This window comes from Epilithonimonas lactis (genome assembly GCF_900110605.1).
GTDB classification, from domain to species: Bacteria; Bacteroidota; Bacteroidia; order Flavobacteriales; family Weeksellaceae; genus Epilithonimonas; species Epilithonimonas lactis.
In genome coordinates this window covers 403,437-420,801 of the sequence record NZ_FOFI01000001.1, presented here as the reverse complement: position 1 = coordinate 420,801, position 17,365 = coordinate 403,437, and the positions used below count along the sequence as shown (strand labels likewise).

Below are 17,365 nucleotides of genomic sequence, written 5' to 3'. Positions count from 1 at the left end.
AGTTGTTGGTTGATAGTTGATCGTCTATTTTGCAACTATAATTGTTTTGAATTGCTCCATAGCCCTGATGGGAACGGCATCCTTTTTCTCGGTGGGGTCGGGCAAGCTTAGGCACCGAGAAAAAGATACAGTGGACAGCAGGTTCCCGGCTCCTCATTATAATTGATGATGGATAATTGATAAATGATATTGAGAATTCATTCGCGATTAATCATTCATCACTTATAATTTTTTCATTAATAATTAAAAGTAGCCAGCTTTTTTACGGTCTTCCATTGCGGCTTCGGAGGTTCTGTCGTCGATTCTGGTTTCGCCTCGTTCGCTGGTTTTGGTGGTGATGATCTCTGCGATCACTTCTTCCAGATTCGCGGCATTTGACAGGACTGCGGCGGTGCAGGTCATATCGCCAACGGTTCTGTAGCGGACCTTTTCTGTGGTCACGACATCGCTTTCCTCGAGATTGACGAACTCATTCATTGCGATGAACTGGCTGTCGAAATTGAGAACTTCTCGCTCGTGGGAAAAATAGATCGATGGTAATTGGATGTTTTCTTTCAAGATGTAATTCCAAACGTCGAGTTCTGTCCAGTTGCTGATCGGGAATGCTCTCACCTGCTCGCCTTTGTGGATCTTTCCATTGTAGGTATTCCACAATTCGGGGCGTTGAAGTTTTGGATCCCACTGTCCGAAATCGTCTCGAACCGAGAAAATCCTTTCTTTTGCTCTGGCTTTTTCCTCATCGCGTCTTCCACCGCCGATGCAGCAGTCGAATTCGAATTCTTCCACGGTGTCTAGAAGTGTGAAGGTTTGAAGGGCATTGCGGCTTGGCAGTTTGCCTTTTGGTTCAGTCAAACCTTTTTCCTTGATGGTGTCTTCCACTTTTCTTACAATCAGTTTTTCACCGATCTGTTCGGCTAATTGATCCCGATATTCCAGAACTTCCGGGAAATTGTGGCCTGTATCGATGTGAACCAATGGGAAAGGAAATTTTCCAGGGCGAAAAGCTTTGAGTGCAAGGTGAACCAGCGTGATACTGTCTTTCCCTCCGCTGAAAAGCAAAGCTGGGCGCTCGAACTGGCCGGCAACTTCGCGGAAAATATGAATGGCTTCGGACTCCAGTTGCTCTAGATAATCCAATTGATATTTTGACATTTTGTTCTGTTAAATAGTTATTTGTGAACGTGAAGGCCACATTCTTTTTTGTTGGCATCTTCCCACCACCAGCGGCCAGCGCGGAAATCCTCACCTGGCTGGATCGCTCTTGTACAAGGCGCACAACCGATGCTTACGAAACCTCTATCGTGTAAGATGTTATAGGGAATTTGTTTTTGTTTGATGTAATCTTTGACCTGCTCGGTGGTCCAGAAAAGAATCGGATGGTACTTAATGATCTGGTTGGACTCATCCCATTCAAATTGCTGGAGATTCTCACGATCTGGCGAATGTTCTGCCCGCAGACCTGTGATCCAAACTTTGTTGCCTTTCAAAGCGCGCTTCAGCGGATGAACTTTTCTGATCTCGCAACATTTTTTTCTGTTATCAACCGAGGTGTAAAAAGAATCGGGACCTTTTTCCTGAATGAACGGTTCCAATTCTTCCTGATCTGGATAGTAGGCTTTGACATTGACTTTGTACTTTGACCTCGTTAAATTCCAAGTGTTGTAAGTGTCCTCGAAAAGGCGGCCTGTGTCCAATGTAAAAATCTTGATCTCGGAATCCTTAACAAAATCTGTGATGACCTGATCTTCCATACTGAAACTGGTGGAAAAGCAGATATCTTGGTGGAAAAGGTCGGTTAGATGATCCAGAACTTCTTCGATAGAATTGTTCTGAATGTTGTTTTGAATTAGGTTTTGAAAGATGGACTTTAGATCTTCGTTCATTTTTTTAATCGTTGCTGGTTGCAAAGTTAATGATTCATATATATCTTACCAAATTAGTATAATATGAAATACGAAAAGACCTTATTCATAAAATCTTTTTACATCGACCTCCGGATCAAGGTCTAGATCTTTCTCCAAATAATCGCACATCACTTTGGAAAAATAGGTTCCGTTCAGAACACCTCTTGCGCCGAGACCGTTGAAAATGTGAAGATTTTTGAATTCCGGATGTGTTCCAAGGATTGGACGACGGTCATCAACTGTTGCGCGGAACGCTGTCCTGACTTTGTTGATGGAATAATTGCCTTTATAAAAAGCTTGAAGTCCTGTTTCTAATTCTTGTACAAATTCGGAATTGATATCTGATGTCTGATCAAAGCGGTCGTAGGTTCCACCATAATAAAATCGATCCTCCGAAAGTGAGAATAAGAAATGTTTTTTCTTGATGATGTACGGATCGATTGCCCGATCAATTTTTACTTCCAGGCAATGCCCTTTGTTTGGAAGAATTGGAATCGTGTCAAAATATGGATTGTCTTTGGTATGAATGCCTTCACAGAAAACGATATGTTTGAATTGAAGATCTTTGTAAGTTGAATTATCAAAATCAACGAGATTGTGATCAAAAGACTCATTGATGAGAACGCCTTTTGCATCGAAATACTGGAACATATCTTTAAAGAAATTCTCTACATCTATTCTACAGGAATTTTTTACAACTCCTGATTCCAGTGGATTTTCTACAGATTCTAAAGTGATAAAATCATTATCCAAGAAAGATTTAAGATCTTCTTTCTTTGAATTTTTGAGCCATTGTTTCTTCTCAGCTTCATCGTGGAAAATCCGGGCTACGGGTTCATGGATGATGTAATTTTTCCCGGTGTAGGATTCTATTTCCGAGAAGATCGTTTCCAGATAATCCATTTGTTCTTTGGACTTCCAGAAAGTACTGAATCTTTTTAGGATGACAGGATTACAAACACCTGCGGAGATGTATGACCCGGAAATTTGTCTTCCATTAAAAATAACAAAAGACCTGTTCTCCTTCTGCAATTGATGTGCAAGAAAAAACCCTGCAAAACCACCTCCGACAATAATATAATCTATCTGCTTCATAAAAATAAAAAACCTGAGTAAAGATACTCAGGTTTTTCTATTTGGAATATGAGAAATCTTAGTAATTCCACATATCATTTTCCATTTGTAGGATCTGTGCTTTGATCCTGTCGCTTTCGTCCAATTGTCCGTCGGCGTCGTTCGGGATGTATTCATCAATCACTCCACTTCCACCTCTACCAAGACCGTTGTCAGCTTTATAGATCACAGCTGAGAATCTTCTTGCATTCAAGACATCATCAAAAGTGATATCAGAAGTTGAGTTCTTCGCGTTGAAAATATAGTTGCTAGACAATACCTGTCTTGCATCCGGATAGTAGATCCAGAAAAGGTCGATCAGATCACCGGCTTCATTCAAGATCGATGGATCCATTGGCGCTCCAGACTCTTGCATCTGTTGTGCTCTTTCAGCTTTCAATATCGCAGCATTTGGATCTTCTCCCATTGCAGCGATACCAAGCAATCTGTATCTAAGTTGAGTATCTCTCTTATCGATGTACCACATTCCCATCAACTTCAAAGCTTTCACTTTTTCAGTTTTAGTTTCAGAGAATCCAACATTAGCATCGATATCGGACTTCTTGATCTTGTACCAAGATCCGTCCAAGTTTACCAACATTGTTCCAGGCTCGATAGCTGGTGCTTTGGTCGTTTTCTTAACTGTTTTTTTCTTCTTTCCTTTGCCAGTGGTTACAGTTTCCTCTGTGGCAGCTGGCTGAGCAGAACCGTTAAATTCCAAAACATCAGATAGCCTTGTGGAATACTTCATAAATAATCCGGTCACTTGCTTGTTATCCGTACCTTTTACTGAAGTAAAATACTTTAATAAGCCTTGAGCTTCTGCATCTGAGATCTTGTTCGCATTCAATGTTTCGATAAAATAATTATCGACCATTGGAACAGACGTTGCAGCAGCAATTCCCTCGGGAGTCAATCTTGTTGTAAAGTCATCGCCGGAATACACTTCTTTTATTTTACCTGAGTTAACAGCGTCCAATAAAATCTGATATAGCGATTTGTTTTGTGTTACAAGACCATCACTGTTATGATAAAAAGGCTGATTGATCTTATCATTCATATCAATTATTTCCCATACAACCATACTTCTCAAGATGTCTTTATCTTCGATAAATCCGTACTTAAGAGGTGTAATACTATCTTTCTTAACCTCACGGTCTTCTCGGAATGTTTGAGGAGAACCAGCATTAAGAATGCTACTTTGTCCAAAAGCCATCGTTGAGGAAAGACAAATTAAACTATATATAATCTTTTTCATAATAATTATTGAAATATAAAATCAATAAGCTAAAAATAACTTTTTAAAATAAATTAAAGTACACTGATCACAACACCTCCTATATTTGGAAGTACTACGCCACTTAAACCTTGTGCAGTTGCCTGAACATCAAATATTGCGATATTGTCTCCTGCTCTCAAACCTTTTGTCAAAGATTCTACTGGCGCCAAAGAACTACCATTCACAGACATTACTGCTTTTCCTGGAACCTTCACTTTGAAACTAACCACATTGAAAGAAACTGGGAAGTCAAAATCCTTAAGTGTTGCAGTCAACGTTTGTTTAGAGATCATGTTTGCAGGCATCACGTCATAACTCTTACCTCTGATCTCACCTCTTGGTGGCGGGATATTCTTCACTCTAAATTTGAAAGGCTGAGAAATTGTCTTTCCACTTGGAGATTTTCCTGCGATAGTAAGTGTTACCTCGTTTCCACCAGCTGGCGTCACATTCCATTTTCCTCTACCTCCACTTACAGATGCACCTGCTGCAGACAATGTAGTCGCTTCAAGATTAGCACCTAAAATAGATCCAGAAACTGGATTGGATAGACCTCTATATAGAACGTTCATTTTGTCCGCTGCTAAGATCGCTCCACTTTGCTCTTTCAATGCTTCTGCACCAGAAACTACATTCAAAGTATGCGCGTAAGGCAACGTGTGTGGTTTACCATTTTTATCAGTGAAAGAAATTTGTCCAGCAAATTTTTGCTCTCCCACTGCTCCAGTTGCAGGTGTAATGATCCCTTGACCATTAACAACCTGAGCACCTGTAATAGCCAACCCCGGAACAGAACTAGCGAAAGTACCGATTGCGATTTTAATTTGAGCCGGCTCACCTTTCATCACAGAACTAGGTCCAGAAACCAAAGCTTCGTAAGCATCAAATTTGATATCAGCATCTACTTTCTCTTGCAACATTGATGTCAATGCATCGGACTGCAAGTTTCTAGCTTCTGACTGGATCACTTCGAGATTTGATAATGCAGCAACCAATGGCTGATTATAAAATTTGTATTGCGTCCAACCTTTGTTTGCTCTTTTGTCTCCCTTTGGAAATTCAGCAACCATCATTTTGTTTGCTCTTGTTGCAACATCTTTCAATTGAGCGTTGTTTCCAAAAGTGGTTACAATATATTGTCTAAGTGCATCCACTTTATTTTTCAACTCAACGGATTGAGTAGATAAAGTTTTCTCATCACCATCTTTAAAGAAAGTTGTAGTAGAAGGCTCTGTGTTGTTAAGCGCCGTAAAGCTCTCCTCAACTGCCAGATCAGAATTATATTCTGCTTCAGTACTCATTTTATCTTTTAATTCTGTGATATAACCTACCAGATCATTAGTTTTACCTTTCAATTCCTGGTATTGCGCAAACATTGGTCCGTAAACTTCTGGGGATGAATCAGCTTTTGCTTTAAGCGTTGCCTCGAAAATCTTATCGTTCTTATCTTCTACCATCAATCTGGTATCTGTAAGAGATTGGTTTGTATCTTTATATGATCTGATGATCTCCTGGTCGATTTGCATCGCTAGCATCGCGATGAAAACCAAGTACATCAGGTTGATCATCTTCTGACGTGGTGTCTGTTGTCCTCCTGCCATTTTAATAAATTAAATTAATTGTTAAACAAAAATTAAAATGTGAGTGATTAAGACTTCATTGCGCTAAGCATACCACCATAAACTCTATTAAGATTATTTAGATTACCAGTTAGGCCTTGTAGTTCTTCGTTGAATTTTTCAGAATGTGCTGCAGATTTTTGAATATCTTCAACATATTTTTTACTATATTCTGATTGCTTTTGTCCTTGCTCCAATTGAAGTGCGTACAATGCATTCATACTTTCCAAATGAGAAGCAGCTAAGTTAAGTTGCTCATTATATTTGTGAGTAGAAGCAGAAACGTCTACAGTTTGGTTGATCTGATCTACAGAAGATGAGAATTTATCAATTCCTCCTCTTAGTCTTTCGAATAAGTTAACGTCTAATTTAGCATCAGCTAACATTTTGTCCAATTTATCAGAAAGAGATACTTCCAATTCTTTGTTTTCCACTTTAGCAACAACTTTTCTAGGTTGTCTCTCAGCAGTCTCATCCAATAATTCTGGATAAACATTTTCCCAAGCATAGCTTTCCTCCGATCTTGGTGGATCGAATGCGAAGAATAAGAAGATCAACGCCTCAGTGATCAAACCTGCAGCAAGCGCAACGTTACCTGTAATAGGACCCAAACTCCAGTGGGTCATTTTGAATAGAGCACCCAAGATTACGATAGCAGCACCGAACGAATAAATAAAATTCGTGATTGAATCTTTAGTTTTAAACATTTCTTTTTAAATTTTTAGTTAGTAATAGTTAGTTAATTATTTAGTCGTTCTTTTAAATTTTCCTGCACCAGAAGGAATATCTTGGATGGTTCTAAATCCAATGTAACTTCTTGCAGAATCTTTTCTTTCCCAATCTCTGTAACCGGTCATCAATAGATATCCTACATCTTTCCAAGATCCACCTCTCACAGTTTTCTTAGATTCTCTGTAAGCTTGATTAGACAGATAAGGATTTAGAGTTGAAGAGAATTCATAAGTTGAGTTGCTGTATGGGGATTCTGTCCATTCGGAAACGTTTCCTGCCATATCATACAATCCATAACCATTTTTAGGGAATTTCTTAACTGGAGCAGTGTAAGTAAAGTTTCCTTTTTTCTCATCTTCTATATAAGAACCTCTCTTCGGTTTGAAGTTTGCCAAATAACAACCTCTGTCATCCTGCAAATATGGTCCGCCCCAAGGGTAAGTCGCATTTTCGATACCACCTTTGGCAGCATATTCCCATTCTGCCTCGGTTGGAAGGCGGAATCTCATTGCTTTTTGTTTTTTCTTTTTCAGACTGCTATTGTAATCGGACTTCAATTTGGTTTTGAAATCACAGAAAGCTCTTGCCTGATCCCAAGTAACACCCACGACAGGATATTCTCTGTAAGCCTGATGCCAAAAATATTGGTCGAACAAAGGCTCATTATAAGCATAATTGAAATCCTTAACCCAAACTGTTGTATCTGGATAAACTGCGATGCTTTCTTTTTTAAGATAGTTTGCACCTCTGTCTTTATCTTTCACAGCAGACAACACATCTTCCCATTGGTAGCTATATTTGATCTTCGACCAATCAATGATTCTCTCATTATTGATTCTTTTCTCTGTTGGCAAATACATGGATTCCAAAACTTCAGCATATTTCTCGTCTGGATATGCAGAAGTGTTGTAGGTCAATGGAACTTTTTTATCTAATTTCTTAGATTCATCATAACCATCTCTACCACCTTGTGATTCCAAAAATGCTTGATATGGCGTCGCTTCTTCTCCTGTTTTCTTACCAGCGTAGGCATAATCTGCAATAGATCCACCATCTCCGCCTTCTTCACCACCTTCTCCTGCAGCCTCAGCTAGCAAACCTCTGGCGATAGAATCTCTCACTGCATTGATGAATAATCTGTATTCTGCGTTGGTGATCTCTGTCTCATCCATAAAAAAGGAAGATACTGTAACCGTTTTTGGCATTGCTTTTTCCGGAGTAGCGGCAAAATCCTGATCTGCCATACCCATTACGAATGAACCTCCTGGTATAGGAACCATTCCGTAAGGTCTTTCTGCAATAAATGATTTTGATGATCCTCTTGGAACCAACTCTCCCTTAATTCCGGGATTGCCTGTTATCCCTTTACCTCCACCTTTGGAACAAGAAATAATAACTGTTGTTGACAATAATATTAGTAATATCCTTTTCATCTATTTTAAAGAAATTAAGCGGTAAATATATAATTTTTTTTATGAATAATTATCAATTTTTATTCTAAACGTAATTTGTTAAAGAATATTTCACAAAGTATGAAATTATTCTACAGTTACGGATTTTGCGAGGTTTCTTGGCTGATCTACATTCGCTCCTCTTTCAACAGCAATGTAATAGGAAAGCAATTGCAAAGGCACTGATGCTAAGATAGGTGAGAAGCATTCTGAAGTCTCTGGAATCTCAATAATATAGTCTGCCATCGCAGCAACCTGTGTATCGCCTTTATTGATAATTGCGATAACTTGTCCTTTTCTGGCCTTGATCTCTTGAACGTTACTTACAATCTTATCATAATGACCCACTTTTGGTGCAATGATAACGATTGGCATATTCTCATCAATCAATGCAATTGGACCATGTTTCATCTCTGCTGCTGGATAACCTTCTGCGTGGATGTAAGAGATCTCTTTTAGTTTCAAAGCACCTTCCAATGCTGCAGGGAAGTTGTAACCTCTACCTAAATAAAGGAAGTTGGTTGCATCTGCAAACTTCTTAGCGATGGTCTTAACAGCTTCATCAACAGTTTTCAAAACGTCTTCTACCTTTTTAGGAATAGCTTCTAATTCTGTGATCAATCTCATAAAATCAGCCTTGCCTAAATTACCATTATGATTTCCTAATTTGATAGCAATCAAAGAAAGGATGGTAAGCTGTGCAGTAAATGCTTTTGTAGACGCTACACCGATCTCTGGACCAGCATGCGTATAAGCCCCTGCATCTGTATATCTTGAGATAGAAGAGTCTACCACGTTACAAATACCGAATACGAAAGCACCTTTTTCCTTAGCCAATTTGATAGCGGCCATCGTATCAGCAGTTTCTCCAGATTGGGAGATAGCTATGACAACATCTTTGGAACTAATGATCGGATTTCTGTATCTGAATTCTGATGCGTACTCTACTTCAACAGGGACTCTTGCAAATTCCTCGATCAGATACTCTCCGATAAGTCCAGCATGCCAAGATGTTCCACAAGCAATGATGATGATTCTTTCAGCATTTGTTAATCGCTCTAGGTGATCCCAAATACCAGCCATTTTTATAATACCTTCATCGGCAAGCAATCTTCCTCTCATTGTATCGAGGATAGATTTTGGCTGTTCGAAGATCTCTTTTAGCATAAAATGTTCGTAGCCACCTTTTTCTATCTGTTCTAGATTAAGTTTTAATTCTTGAATAGCAGGTTCAATTTTGGTATTTTCGGTGATGGTTCTAATATCGATACCAGAATCTAGCGAGATGATTGCCATGTGACCTTCTTCAAGATAAACAGCTTCTTTTGTAAATTCAACAAATGGAGAAGCATCGGATGCTACGAAATATTCGTCTGTCCCAATACCTACTGCCAAAGGAGAGCCTAATCTTGCAACCACCAACTGCCCAGGGAAATCCTCATGCATTACCGAAACGGCATATGCACCATAAACTTCATTTAGAGCATATCTGACCGCTTCTGGGAAATCCAATGTTGGCTCCTTATCCATAAAATATTGGATTAGATTGACAAGAACCTCAGTATCTGTTTCTGATTTGAATTCAAAATTTTTGTTGATAAGCATTGTTTTTATAGTATCATAATTTTCGATGATACCATTATGAACGATTGCTATTTTTCCGTTATTGGAAACATGAGGATGTGAGTTATTATCACTAGGTACACCATGGGTTGCCCATCTTGTATGTCCCATTCCAATTTTAGAGGTACTTTGTAAAGATTTTGAGATTGCCACAAGATCATCTACTTTACCTTTGGTCTTTTTAACTTCGAATTCGCCCTTCTCAGTTTCTAAAATGACACCTGCACTATCGTACCCTCTATATTCTAGACGGCGTAATCCATTGATAACAACATCATACGCATCACGAAAGCCCGTATATCCAACAATTCCACACATAATTTATTTGAGTTTTTAATTTTTTTGAGTAAATATTAATCTTAGCTGAGCTACTTTGGAGGTTTTATCAATAGCTTTTCCAACATTAGCGATATTAGCTATATCTGTACCTTTTAACACGATACGATTAGGCGTGTAAGCCCTTGTATTGTAATTCTGTCCTAATAGAAACCCTGTAGTAGCATCAACTTTATAACTTCCAAGATTGATGACAAAATCTTTATCTTTCGTCGTATCATAGCTTTCATTTTCTATGATCGTCTTCAAAGAAGCTGTGATACCTATATCGTAGTTAGCATCTTTTGTAGATAGATTAGCCGTTTTAATTAAAGAATATCCTGCGCTTGACAAGCTTGTCATATCTGGAAGAAAGCCTTTTGCATCTCGCTCCCGTACCAGCATACTATTTGGTTTTCGATAAGAATTAGTCCAATTATCAGCATCATTATAAACTCTAATTTTCGCTGAAACAATACCAATTTTTTTATTCTTGTAAAGGTCTTTCAACTCTCTGATCGTAGCTGCAGGGATTCTAATTCCAAATCCTGCTCCACCCATTCCTTGTGCATAAACTAACGGTGCGGCACTGACCTGCAAATTAGGATTATCAAGATTTTCAGGCTTCACAGCTACATTCATTGCTGCGATGTAAGATTCGTTTGTTCTGTTATAAGCAATACTACTAAGGTGAACATTACCGGCTCCAAGGTTCAGAGCTAACTCTGCTTTGGTGCGGGTCACAGTTCCAGTAGGTTCGGTTACATCATTTTTATAATAAATTGTCAAGCCAATATCATTGGGAGCCATGGAGAACAAATAACCATCCTGCTCTTGAACAGAAATACTGATTCCTCTAAAATATCTGATGAAAGATGCGGCATCTTTAAGTACCTGGTCACCTTTTTTAGCAATAATCTTGTTTTGAAAAAAGGCACTGTCCAGTTTCATTCTGTAAGAAACAGGTCTATTAAGTAGTTCAGATGCATCCGTATCTTTTGTAACCACAATAGAATTAACAGTTCCGTTGAAAGATTTTGAACCAATCTCAGCACCTAGTGCGATGGCCTTATTAGAAGTAAGGGAATCAGAAGCTCCTCCCAGGAAATCATTAACTTCGTTTACTTTAATAGTGAATGGCGTTTTTTGACCACCAATTTTATACTTTCCATATTTACTAATCGGATAAGTTGTCACCACTTTTTTAGCAGCTACAGCACCATCCGGATAGATATAATCTTCAGTTGTTTTAGTGTCAGCAGAGTCTGTAGCATATCTTGGCTTCAGCGTCAAAACTACAGAATCAATGACTGGGTTTGTTCCAAAATCAGGATTATAGGCATTCAGTCTAAGTTGCGTGATGTATGAAACCTTTTGCTTTCCAAAAACAGGCTCGTCAAAAGCGCCAATTCTAACGCTGTCCAACTTTTCTGCGTCGGCTCTTATGACATCGCCATTATTAATGTTGTAAGCGACAAGACTATATGCTACTTCATTGCCGTTGGCTGCATCCATATCTACCAATTGAGATCCTAGATTGTCCAACTCACCTTCACACGAATTCAAAACCACAATTCCCATTAATAGAAATGGGATCACCTTCATCAAAGTTTTTATTTTTATCATTATAAAAAAATAGTAATTAATAAACTGTCGCTATAGAGTCGGCATTCAAATAGTCTGACTTCTCAGCATCTGCCTTTCCATAAGCTTCTTCTAGCTTTTCCTCTAAGAACTCGTTTCCTTTCACGATTACGTCTACATATTGCATACTGTCGTTCACAAAGTTTAAAAAGCTTGGATTATCTAACGATTGTAGATCAGAAATATTATCAAATGCCAAAATTTCTTTTGTATTACCGTTTAGCTCGATATCCTCTTCATTGTAGACAGAAAGTACAATTTTGGTATCGTTGAAATAGCTATCGTCTTTGTAATATGTTTTCAAATAGATCGGGATCAAAGCGGCCATCCAGCCATTCAAGTGGATCACATCTGGAACCCAGTTTAGTTTTTTGATCGTTTCGATAACGCCTCTTGCGAAGAAGATCGCTCTTTCATTATTATCTTCAAACGCTTTTCCTTCGTCATCATGATAATATTGCTTTCTCTTGAAGTATTCTTCGTTATCGATAAAGTAAACTTGCAGACGCTCACCTGGCAAAGAAGCTACCTTGATGATTAAGGGCTGATCTAGATCATTGATGATGATGTTCATCCCAGAAAGACGAATCACTTCGTGCAATTGGAATTTCCTTTCGCTTATCTGTCCGAATCTGGGCATGAAAACCCTAACATCGTTACCACTTGCGTGCATTTTCAGCGCCATTTTGTGTACCAAACTTCCCATATTAGTGTCTTCTTGGTAAGGGAACATTTCTGTAGTAACGTATAAAATCTTTTGATTAGGCATAAAATTTTCTTTAGATGAAGTATAAAATCTTCATTTTGCAAAATTACAAAAAATAAAATCAAAATATTTATTTTCATTAATATTAATAGTCCCAACGGAAATATATTAACTATCAATAAGTTATCTTTTTTAAAATGTTAATTTTTAATAGATTCAAGCATTATAATGATGGAGAGGGAAATATTAATATCATTTGATTGAGTCCACACATCAAAGCGATATTATGCAACATTCTTTAAGTTGGAAATCACAAAACAATTATCTTTGAATCTTAAAATATTAGCAACATGGAGGTCTTCTATGACAAAAAAACTTTTTCAGAATTCATCAATCACCAAAAGATCCAATCCAAAACCATTGGTTTTGCACCCACAATGGGCGCCTTGCACGCAGGTCATATCTCGCTGTATCAAGAAGCGCGAAAAGAGAATGACATCGTAGTCTCATCTATCTTTGTGAATCCGACACAGTTCAACAATCCCGATGATCTGGAAAAATATCCCAGAACGGTGGAAGATGACATTCGGAAACTTGAAGATTCAAAGCTTGTAGATGCCGTCTACATCCCACGAGTTGAAGACATCTACCCAAATGGTATGGAAAGAACACATTACGACTTTGGAGGAATAGAGAACGAGATGGAAGGCGCAGCACGGCCAGGACACTTTGATGGCGTTGGAACCGTTGTGGAAGAATTGTTCCTGCAAGTAAAGCCTAATAATGCTTATTTTGGTGAGAAAGACTTTCAGCAACTTAAAATTATCCAAAAACTTGTTGAAGTCCTAGATTTGAAAATTAAGATCCACGGCGTCAAGATCCATAGGGAAGAAAATGGTCTGGCGATGAGCTCCAGAAACATGCGCCTTTCAGAAATCGAAAGAGAAACCTCAGCACTGATCCATCAAACCTTGAAAAGAGTGAATGAATGGTTCCGCGTAATTTCCGTGCCTGAGATCAAAGCAAGAGTTGAGGCGATTTTTGACAATGAAAAAATGGATCTGGAATATTTTATGATCGCAGAAGAATCAACTTTGAAAGAGGTAGACTTCTTTTCAGCGGATGATGATTTCCGGGCTTTCATTGTCGTGAATGTTGGAACCGTGAGATTGATCGACAATCTTCATTTGGATTAAATTTAGAATTTGGACAAAAAAAAGGAACTTCTTTATACAAGAAGTTCCTACACCAAATCACAAAATATTAATATGAAAAAAATTTACTTGCGTAAATTGTGACCCGGCTGGGATTCGAACCCAGGACCCATACATTAAAAGTGTATTGCTCTACCAGCTGAGCTACCGAGTCGGCCATTTGATGAATGATAATTGATGAAAGATAAATGATTGTAAAAACATATCAATTATCGACTATCTTTTATCGATTATTTTTGCAGTGCCTGCGACTGGACTCGAACCAGCACATCCTTAGGAAACCACCCCCTCAAGATGGCGTGTCTACCAATTTCACCACGCAGGCAAAAAAAAACCGTATCGCTACGGACTTTTTGCTTGTGACCCGGCTGGGATTCGAACCCAGGACCCATACATTAAAAGTGTATTGCTCTACCAGCTGAGCTACCGAGTCGGCCACATTTAAAATTTCAATATTACTATTTCGTTTTAAAGTGGTGCAAAGATAGGCGTTTTTTTAAAATCTCAAAATTTTTTTCGAACTTTGTTTAAAATAAAATTATGATAATTTCTCTCTTGGGGTACATGGGCAGTGGTAAATCTCACATTTCCAAAAACTTGAGCCAAAAAATAAATTTTAAATTAATTGACCTCGATCAGAAAATTTCTGAGGAACATCAGCAATCTATTCCCGAAATCTTCGAAAAACGAGGAGAAATCTATTTTCGAAAGGAGGAAAAACGGATTTTGGAAGAATTATTAAACTCCGAAGAAGATCTTGTTCTAAGTCTTGGCGGCGGAACTCCCGTTTACTATGAGAATATGAATATCATTAATGAAAAATCAAAAAGTTTTTTCTTGAGAGCCTCTGTTGGGACTTTGACCAATCGTGTTCTACTTCAAAAACACTCACGACCATTGATTGCCAAACTGGAGGATTCCGACATCCCAGAATTTATCGCCAAACATCTTTTCGAAAGAAATCCATATTACTCCAAAGCACATTTTACTATTGATACAGATTCCAAAAATGCAGTGGAAATATCTGATCACATCGTAGAGTTATTAGAAATTTAAAGTTCTTCGTCTTTATTTTCCTTGAAGAAAACATCCCAATCATCATTTTCCATGTCAGCTGAAGGACCATCGTCTACATAATCATCCATATCTCTACGGTCTTTTTTGGTAGGTCTCCCGATGCCTTTCTGTCTGTAATAGTCTTGGGATGACTGTCGCAATTTCAGAATCTCGTATTGGTCTTTCTCCGTCATATCTACTACGTAAAGTGGTACCAGCTTGGCTCCTACTCTGCTTTTCGGAATGTCGATGACTTTTATTTTGTAGTCGATCTGGTTTTTTCTGATCTTGATGACGTCACCTGCTTTTACTTCTTTTGACGCTTTCACGGGATTTTCTCCAATGCTGACTCTGTTCTTTTTTATGTCTTCTGTGGCGATAGTTCGTGTCTTATAAAATCTTACACTCCACAAATATTTATCTATTCTCATAATTTTTTATACTTTTGTCACGTTAAAAATTAATCGCAATTTAAGATTAAATAAAAAAAATGAAGAAAATATTTTTAGGAATTGCTCTTTCCCTTGTTGTATTGCAAGGATGTAAGAAAGATGATGATGAAGTGGACGAAACTGTAGTATTGACTGTGGAAGAACAAAACACCTATGATGATGCAGCTGCCACAAAGTTCATGGAGGATCATTATTTCAACAGCAAAGGTCTTATTGTTGCGTTTGATAGCACAACTGATACAGATGATGCCAACCCAAAATTATCTTCCTATCCTCACGAGAAATTGCCTTCTGGCGTGATCTACATCAAGAGAACTGGTGCACAACCAGAACCCGGAAAAGATATTGGAAGTACAGATGTCATCAGTCTTTTCCAAGTGACAAAAAGTTATGTTTCATCCAAGACCAATGACATCATCTCATTTGGTGGTGAATCTACTTTCATTGATAATGTTTTAGGAAGTGGTGTTCCAACTAGCGAAACACCTTATTTTTATGTAAAGCAAAGTATTTTGGATAAGTATAATACCGCAAATGGAACAAATCATGGCAGAAGTTTCTATGAGATTGAAGGTTTACAAGAAGGATTAAAATATTTCAAATCTTACGACAATTTGAATCCTGCTACGGACTACAATCTGCAAGGCGTTATCATTGTTCCTTCTAGAGCAGCATTTGGAAGAGAAAATAATGTATATTCTTATATGAATAGAAGTTTTGTATTTAATTTTCAGGTCTATAACTCCAGAGCTAGAGTTTTACCTGGCGAAAATTAATAAACAGAAAAATAATAAAAAAGAGGAATCTCACTATTGAGATTCCTCTTTTTTATTTTAGTATATATTTGACCTTTAGATCTTAGCAAGAAAATCCTCAAACTGTTTTTCTTTGATAGAAACACTTCCATCTTCCAAAATTTTATCAAGAATTATCGTTTCTGTTTGATTGATGGAATTCTCATCGAACGCTTTCGAAACTCTGACATAATTTTCTGTGAAGCCAAACATTGATCCATTTTTATTTTCGTGTTCCCAAAGAACGATCAGTTTTCTACCTAATTGATTTCTGTAGAATTCCATTTTCTTTTTTTCGGAAAGGATTCTCAGCATTTTGTTTCGGCGTTTTCTTTCAGGAATTGGCACTGCGCCAAGCATTTCTGCAGCTTCCGTATTTTCTCTTTCCGAATACGTGAAAACGTGAAGGTAGCTGATTGGCAAATCATTCAGAAAGTTATACGTTTCCATAAATAATTCTTCTGTCTCACCAGGAAATCCGACGATGACATCAACACCAATGGCAGCTTCGGGCATCACTTCGCGGATTTTATTAACTCGATTAAAATATAAATTCGTCAAATAACGACGCTTCATTTTTTTCAATAATTCATCGCTTCCAGATTGTAGTGGAATATGAAAATGCGGTACAAAACTTCTGCTTTTGGAAACCAATTCGATGCTTTCGTCTTTGAGAAGATTTGGTTCGATAGACGAAATTCTGATTCTTTCGATGCCTTCCACTTTATCCAATTCCGAAATCAAATCAAGGAAAGTATGTTCGTGCTTTTTGTTTCCAAATTCTCCTTTTCCGTAATCACCGATATTGACGCCGGTCAAAACGATTTCTTTAATATCTCTCGCCGCAATTTCTTTAGCATTAGCCACCACATTATCGATGGTGTCCGAACGTGAAATCCCTCTGGCTAAAGGAATCGTACAATAAGTACATTTGTAATCACAACCGTCCTGAACTTTAAGAAAAGCTCTCGTTCTGTCGCCGATTGAATAGGAACCAACGAAAAAATCAGCTTCATCAATCTCACAAGAATGAATCTCAGCCCGACTTTCAGATTTCTCCAAATCATCCAGATAACTCAGAATATTGAATTTCTCTTTCGCTCCTAAAACCAAATCTACGCCGGTAATTGAAGAGATTTCTTCCGGCTTCAACTGTGCGTAACAACCAATAATGGCAACCAATCCATCAGGATTTGCCTTCGTAGCACGCTTTACGTGAAGTTTACATTCCTTATCAGCGTTTTCGGTAACTGAGCAAGTATTGATAATATAAACTTTCGCAGGCTCATCAAAATTGACTTTTTGATAACCTGCATCTGTTAAAGTTCGGGCAATAGTGGACGTTTCTGCAAAATTCAGTTTGCAGCCAAGTGTGTGAAACGCAACGGTTTTCGGTTGAGAAATGACATTCGACATAAGTCTGCAAAGTTATTAATAAAATCCAAATCATTCCAAATGCAGAA

General features: G+C 38.0%; 15 protein-coding genes and 3 tRNA genes. 3 read left to right on the top strand and 15 right to left on the bottom strand.

Going from position 1 to position 17,365, the window contains the following annotated elements:
- Nucleotides 1-243: 243 nt before the first annotated feature.
- The 10 genes from cysD to BMW39_RS01945 form a co-directional block, all read right to left on the bottom strand.
- Nucleotides 244-1,152 (bottom strand): sulfate adenylyltransferase subunit CysD, encoded by a 909-nt coding sequence (gene cysD, locus BMW39_RS01990; RefSeq protein WP_034976803.1) that lies wholly within the window; start codon nucleotides 1,150-1,152, stop codon nucleotides 244-246.
- Between the two features lie 17 nt (nucleotides 1,153-1,169).
- Nucleotides 1,170-1,883 carry a phosphoadenylyl-sulfate reductase gene (locus BMW39_RS01985; protein ID WP_034976801.1) on the bottom strand — a complete coding sequence of 238 codons (714 nt, stop codon included), beginning with the start codon at nucleotides 1,881-1,883 and terminating at the stop codon, nucleotides 1,170-1,172.
- An 81-nt stretch (nucleotides 1,884-1,964) separates the two neighbouring features.
- The gene (locus BMW39_RS01980) at nucleotides 1,965-2,999 is read right to left on the bottom strand and encodes an NAD(P)/FAD-dependent oxidoreductase (RefSeq protein ID WP_034976800.1); all 1,035 of its coding nucleotides are present in this window, start codon (nucleotides 2,997-2,999) and stop codon (nucleotides 1,965-1,967) included.
- A 58-nt stretch (nucleotides 3,000-3,057) separates the two neighbouring features.
- Nucleotides 3,058-4,275: a type IX secretion system ring subunit PorN/GldN gene (gene porN / locus BMW39_RS01975; RefSeq protein WP_074719280.1), complete on the bottom strand. Its 1,218-nt coding sequence runs from the start codon at nucleotides 4,273-4,275 to the stop codon at nucleotides 3,058-3,060.
- 53 nt (nucleotides 4,276-4,328) lie between these two features.
- Nucleotides 4,329-5,897 carry a type IX secretion system motor protein PorM/GldM gene (gene porM, locus BMW39_RS01970; RefSeq protein ID WP_034976797.1) on the bottom strand — a complete coding sequence of 523 codons (1,569 nt, stop codon included), beginning with the start codon at nucleotides 5,895-5,897 and terminating at the stop codon, nucleotides 4,329-4,331.
- Nucleotides 5,898-5,944: 47 nt separating this feature from the next.
- Complete coding sequence (gene porL, locus BMW39_RS01965; protein ID WP_034976795.1) at nucleotides 5,945-6,622, bottom strand: type IX secretion system motor protein PorL/GldL; 678 nt, start codon at nucleotides 6,620-6,622, stop codon at nucleotides 5,945-5,947.
- Between the two features lie 36 nt (nucleotides 6,623-6,658).
- Nucleotides 6,659-8,080, bottom strand: coding sequence for a T9SS ring complex lipoprotein PorK/GldK (gene porK / locus BMW39_RS01960; RefSeq protein ID WP_034976793.1), 1,422 nt, complete (start codon nucleotides 8,078-8,080; stop codon nucleotides 6,659-6,661).
- Nucleotides 8,081-8,185: 105 nt separating this feature from the next.
- The gene (gene glmS / locus BMW39_RS01955; protein ID WP_034976791.1) at nucleotides 8,186-10,039 is read right to left on the bottom strand and encodes a glutamine--fructose-6-phosphate transaminase (isomerizing); all 1,854 of its coding nucleotides are present in this window, start codon (nucleotides 10,037-10,039) and stop codon (nucleotides 8,186-8,188) included.
- Between the two features lie 15 nt (nucleotides 10,040-10,054).
- On the bottom strand, nucleotides 10,055-11,662 hold the full coding sequence (locus tag BMW39_RS01950; RefSeq protein ID WP_034976789.1) for a DUF4270 family protein: 1,608 nt from the start codon (nucleotides 11,660-11,662) through the stop codon (nucleotides 10,055-10,057).
- Between the two features lie 16 nt (nucleotides 11,663-11,678).
- Nucleotides 11,679-12,449, bottom strand: a complete 771-nt coding sequence (locus tag BMW39_RS01945; protein WP_034976787.1) for a glycogen/starch synthase — start codon at nucleotides 12,447-12,449, stop codon at nucleotides 11,679-11,681.
- A gap of 287 nt (nucleotides 12,450-12,736) precedes the next feature.
- Between BMW39_RS01945 and panC the strand changes: the two genes are divergently transcribed.
- Complete coding sequence (gene panC, locus BMW39_RS01940; protein WP_034976785.1) at nucleotides 12,737-13,582, top strand: pantoate--beta-alanine ligase; 846 nt, start codon at nucleotides 12,737-12,739, stop codon at nucleotides 13,580-13,582.
- Nucleotides 13,583-13,681: 99 nt separating this feature from the next.
- Here the strand turns inward: panC and BMW39_RS01935 are convergent.
- From BMW39_RS01935 to BMW39_RS01925, 3 genes are all read right to left on the bottom strand, one after another.
- Nucleotides 13,682-13,754: transfer RNA gene (locus BMW39_RS01935), tRNA-Lys, on the bottom strand.
- Between the two features lie 88 nt (nucleotides 13,755-13,842).
- A tRNA-Leu gene (locus BMW39_RS01930) sits at nucleotides 13,843-13,925 on the bottom strand.
- Nucleotides 13,926-13,960: 35 nt separating this feature from the next.
- Nucleotides 13,961-14,033: transfer RNA gene (locus tag BMW39_RS01925), tRNA-Lys, on the bottom strand.
- A 107-nt stretch (nucleotides 14,034-14,140) separates the two neighbouring features.
- Between BMW39_RS01925 and BMW39_RS01920 the strand changes: the two genes are divergently transcribed.
- Nucleotides 14,141-14,656, top strand: coding sequence for a shikimate kinase (locus BMW39_RS01920; protein WP_034976784.1), 516 nt, complete (start codon nucleotides 14,141-14,143; stop codon nucleotides 14,654-14,656).
- Here BMW39_RS01920 and BMW39_RS01915 read toward each other — a convergent pair.
- Nucleotides 14,653-15,087 carry an RNA-binding S4 domain-containing protein gene (locus BMW39_RS01915; RefSeq protein ID WP_034976782.1) on the bottom strand — a complete coding sequence of 145 codons (435 nt, stop codon included), beginning with the start codon at nucleotides 15,085-15,087 and terminating at the stop codon, nucleotides 14,653-14,655. The two genes, BMW39_RS01920 and BMW39_RS01915, sit on opposite strands and share 4 nt — an antisense overlap.
- A gap of 59 nt (nucleotides 15,088-15,146) precedes the next feature.
- Here BMW39_RS01915 and BMW39_RS01910 point away from each other — a divergent pair, with 59 nt between their 5' ends.
- Nucleotides 15,147-15,884: a hypothetical protein gene (locus tag BMW39_RS01910; protein ID WP_034976780.1), complete on the top strand. Its 738-nt coding sequence runs from the start codon at nucleotides 15,147-15,149 to the stop codon at nucleotides 15,882-15,884.
- A gap of 75 nt (nucleotides 15,885-15,959) precedes the next feature.
- Here the strand turns inward: BMW39_RS01910 and mtaB are convergent, their stop codons facing one another.
- Nucleotides 15,960-17,318 carry a tRNA (N(6)-L-threonylcarbamoyladenosine(37)-C(2))-methylthiotransferase MtaB gene (gene mtaB, locus BMW39_RS01905; RefSeq protein ID WP_034976778.1) on the bottom strand — a complete coding sequence of 453 codons (1,359 nt, stop codon included), beginning with the start codon at nucleotides 17,316-17,318 and terminating at the stop codon, nucleotides 15,960-15,962.
- Between the last annotated feature and the right edge of the window lie 47 nt (nucleotides 17,319-17,365).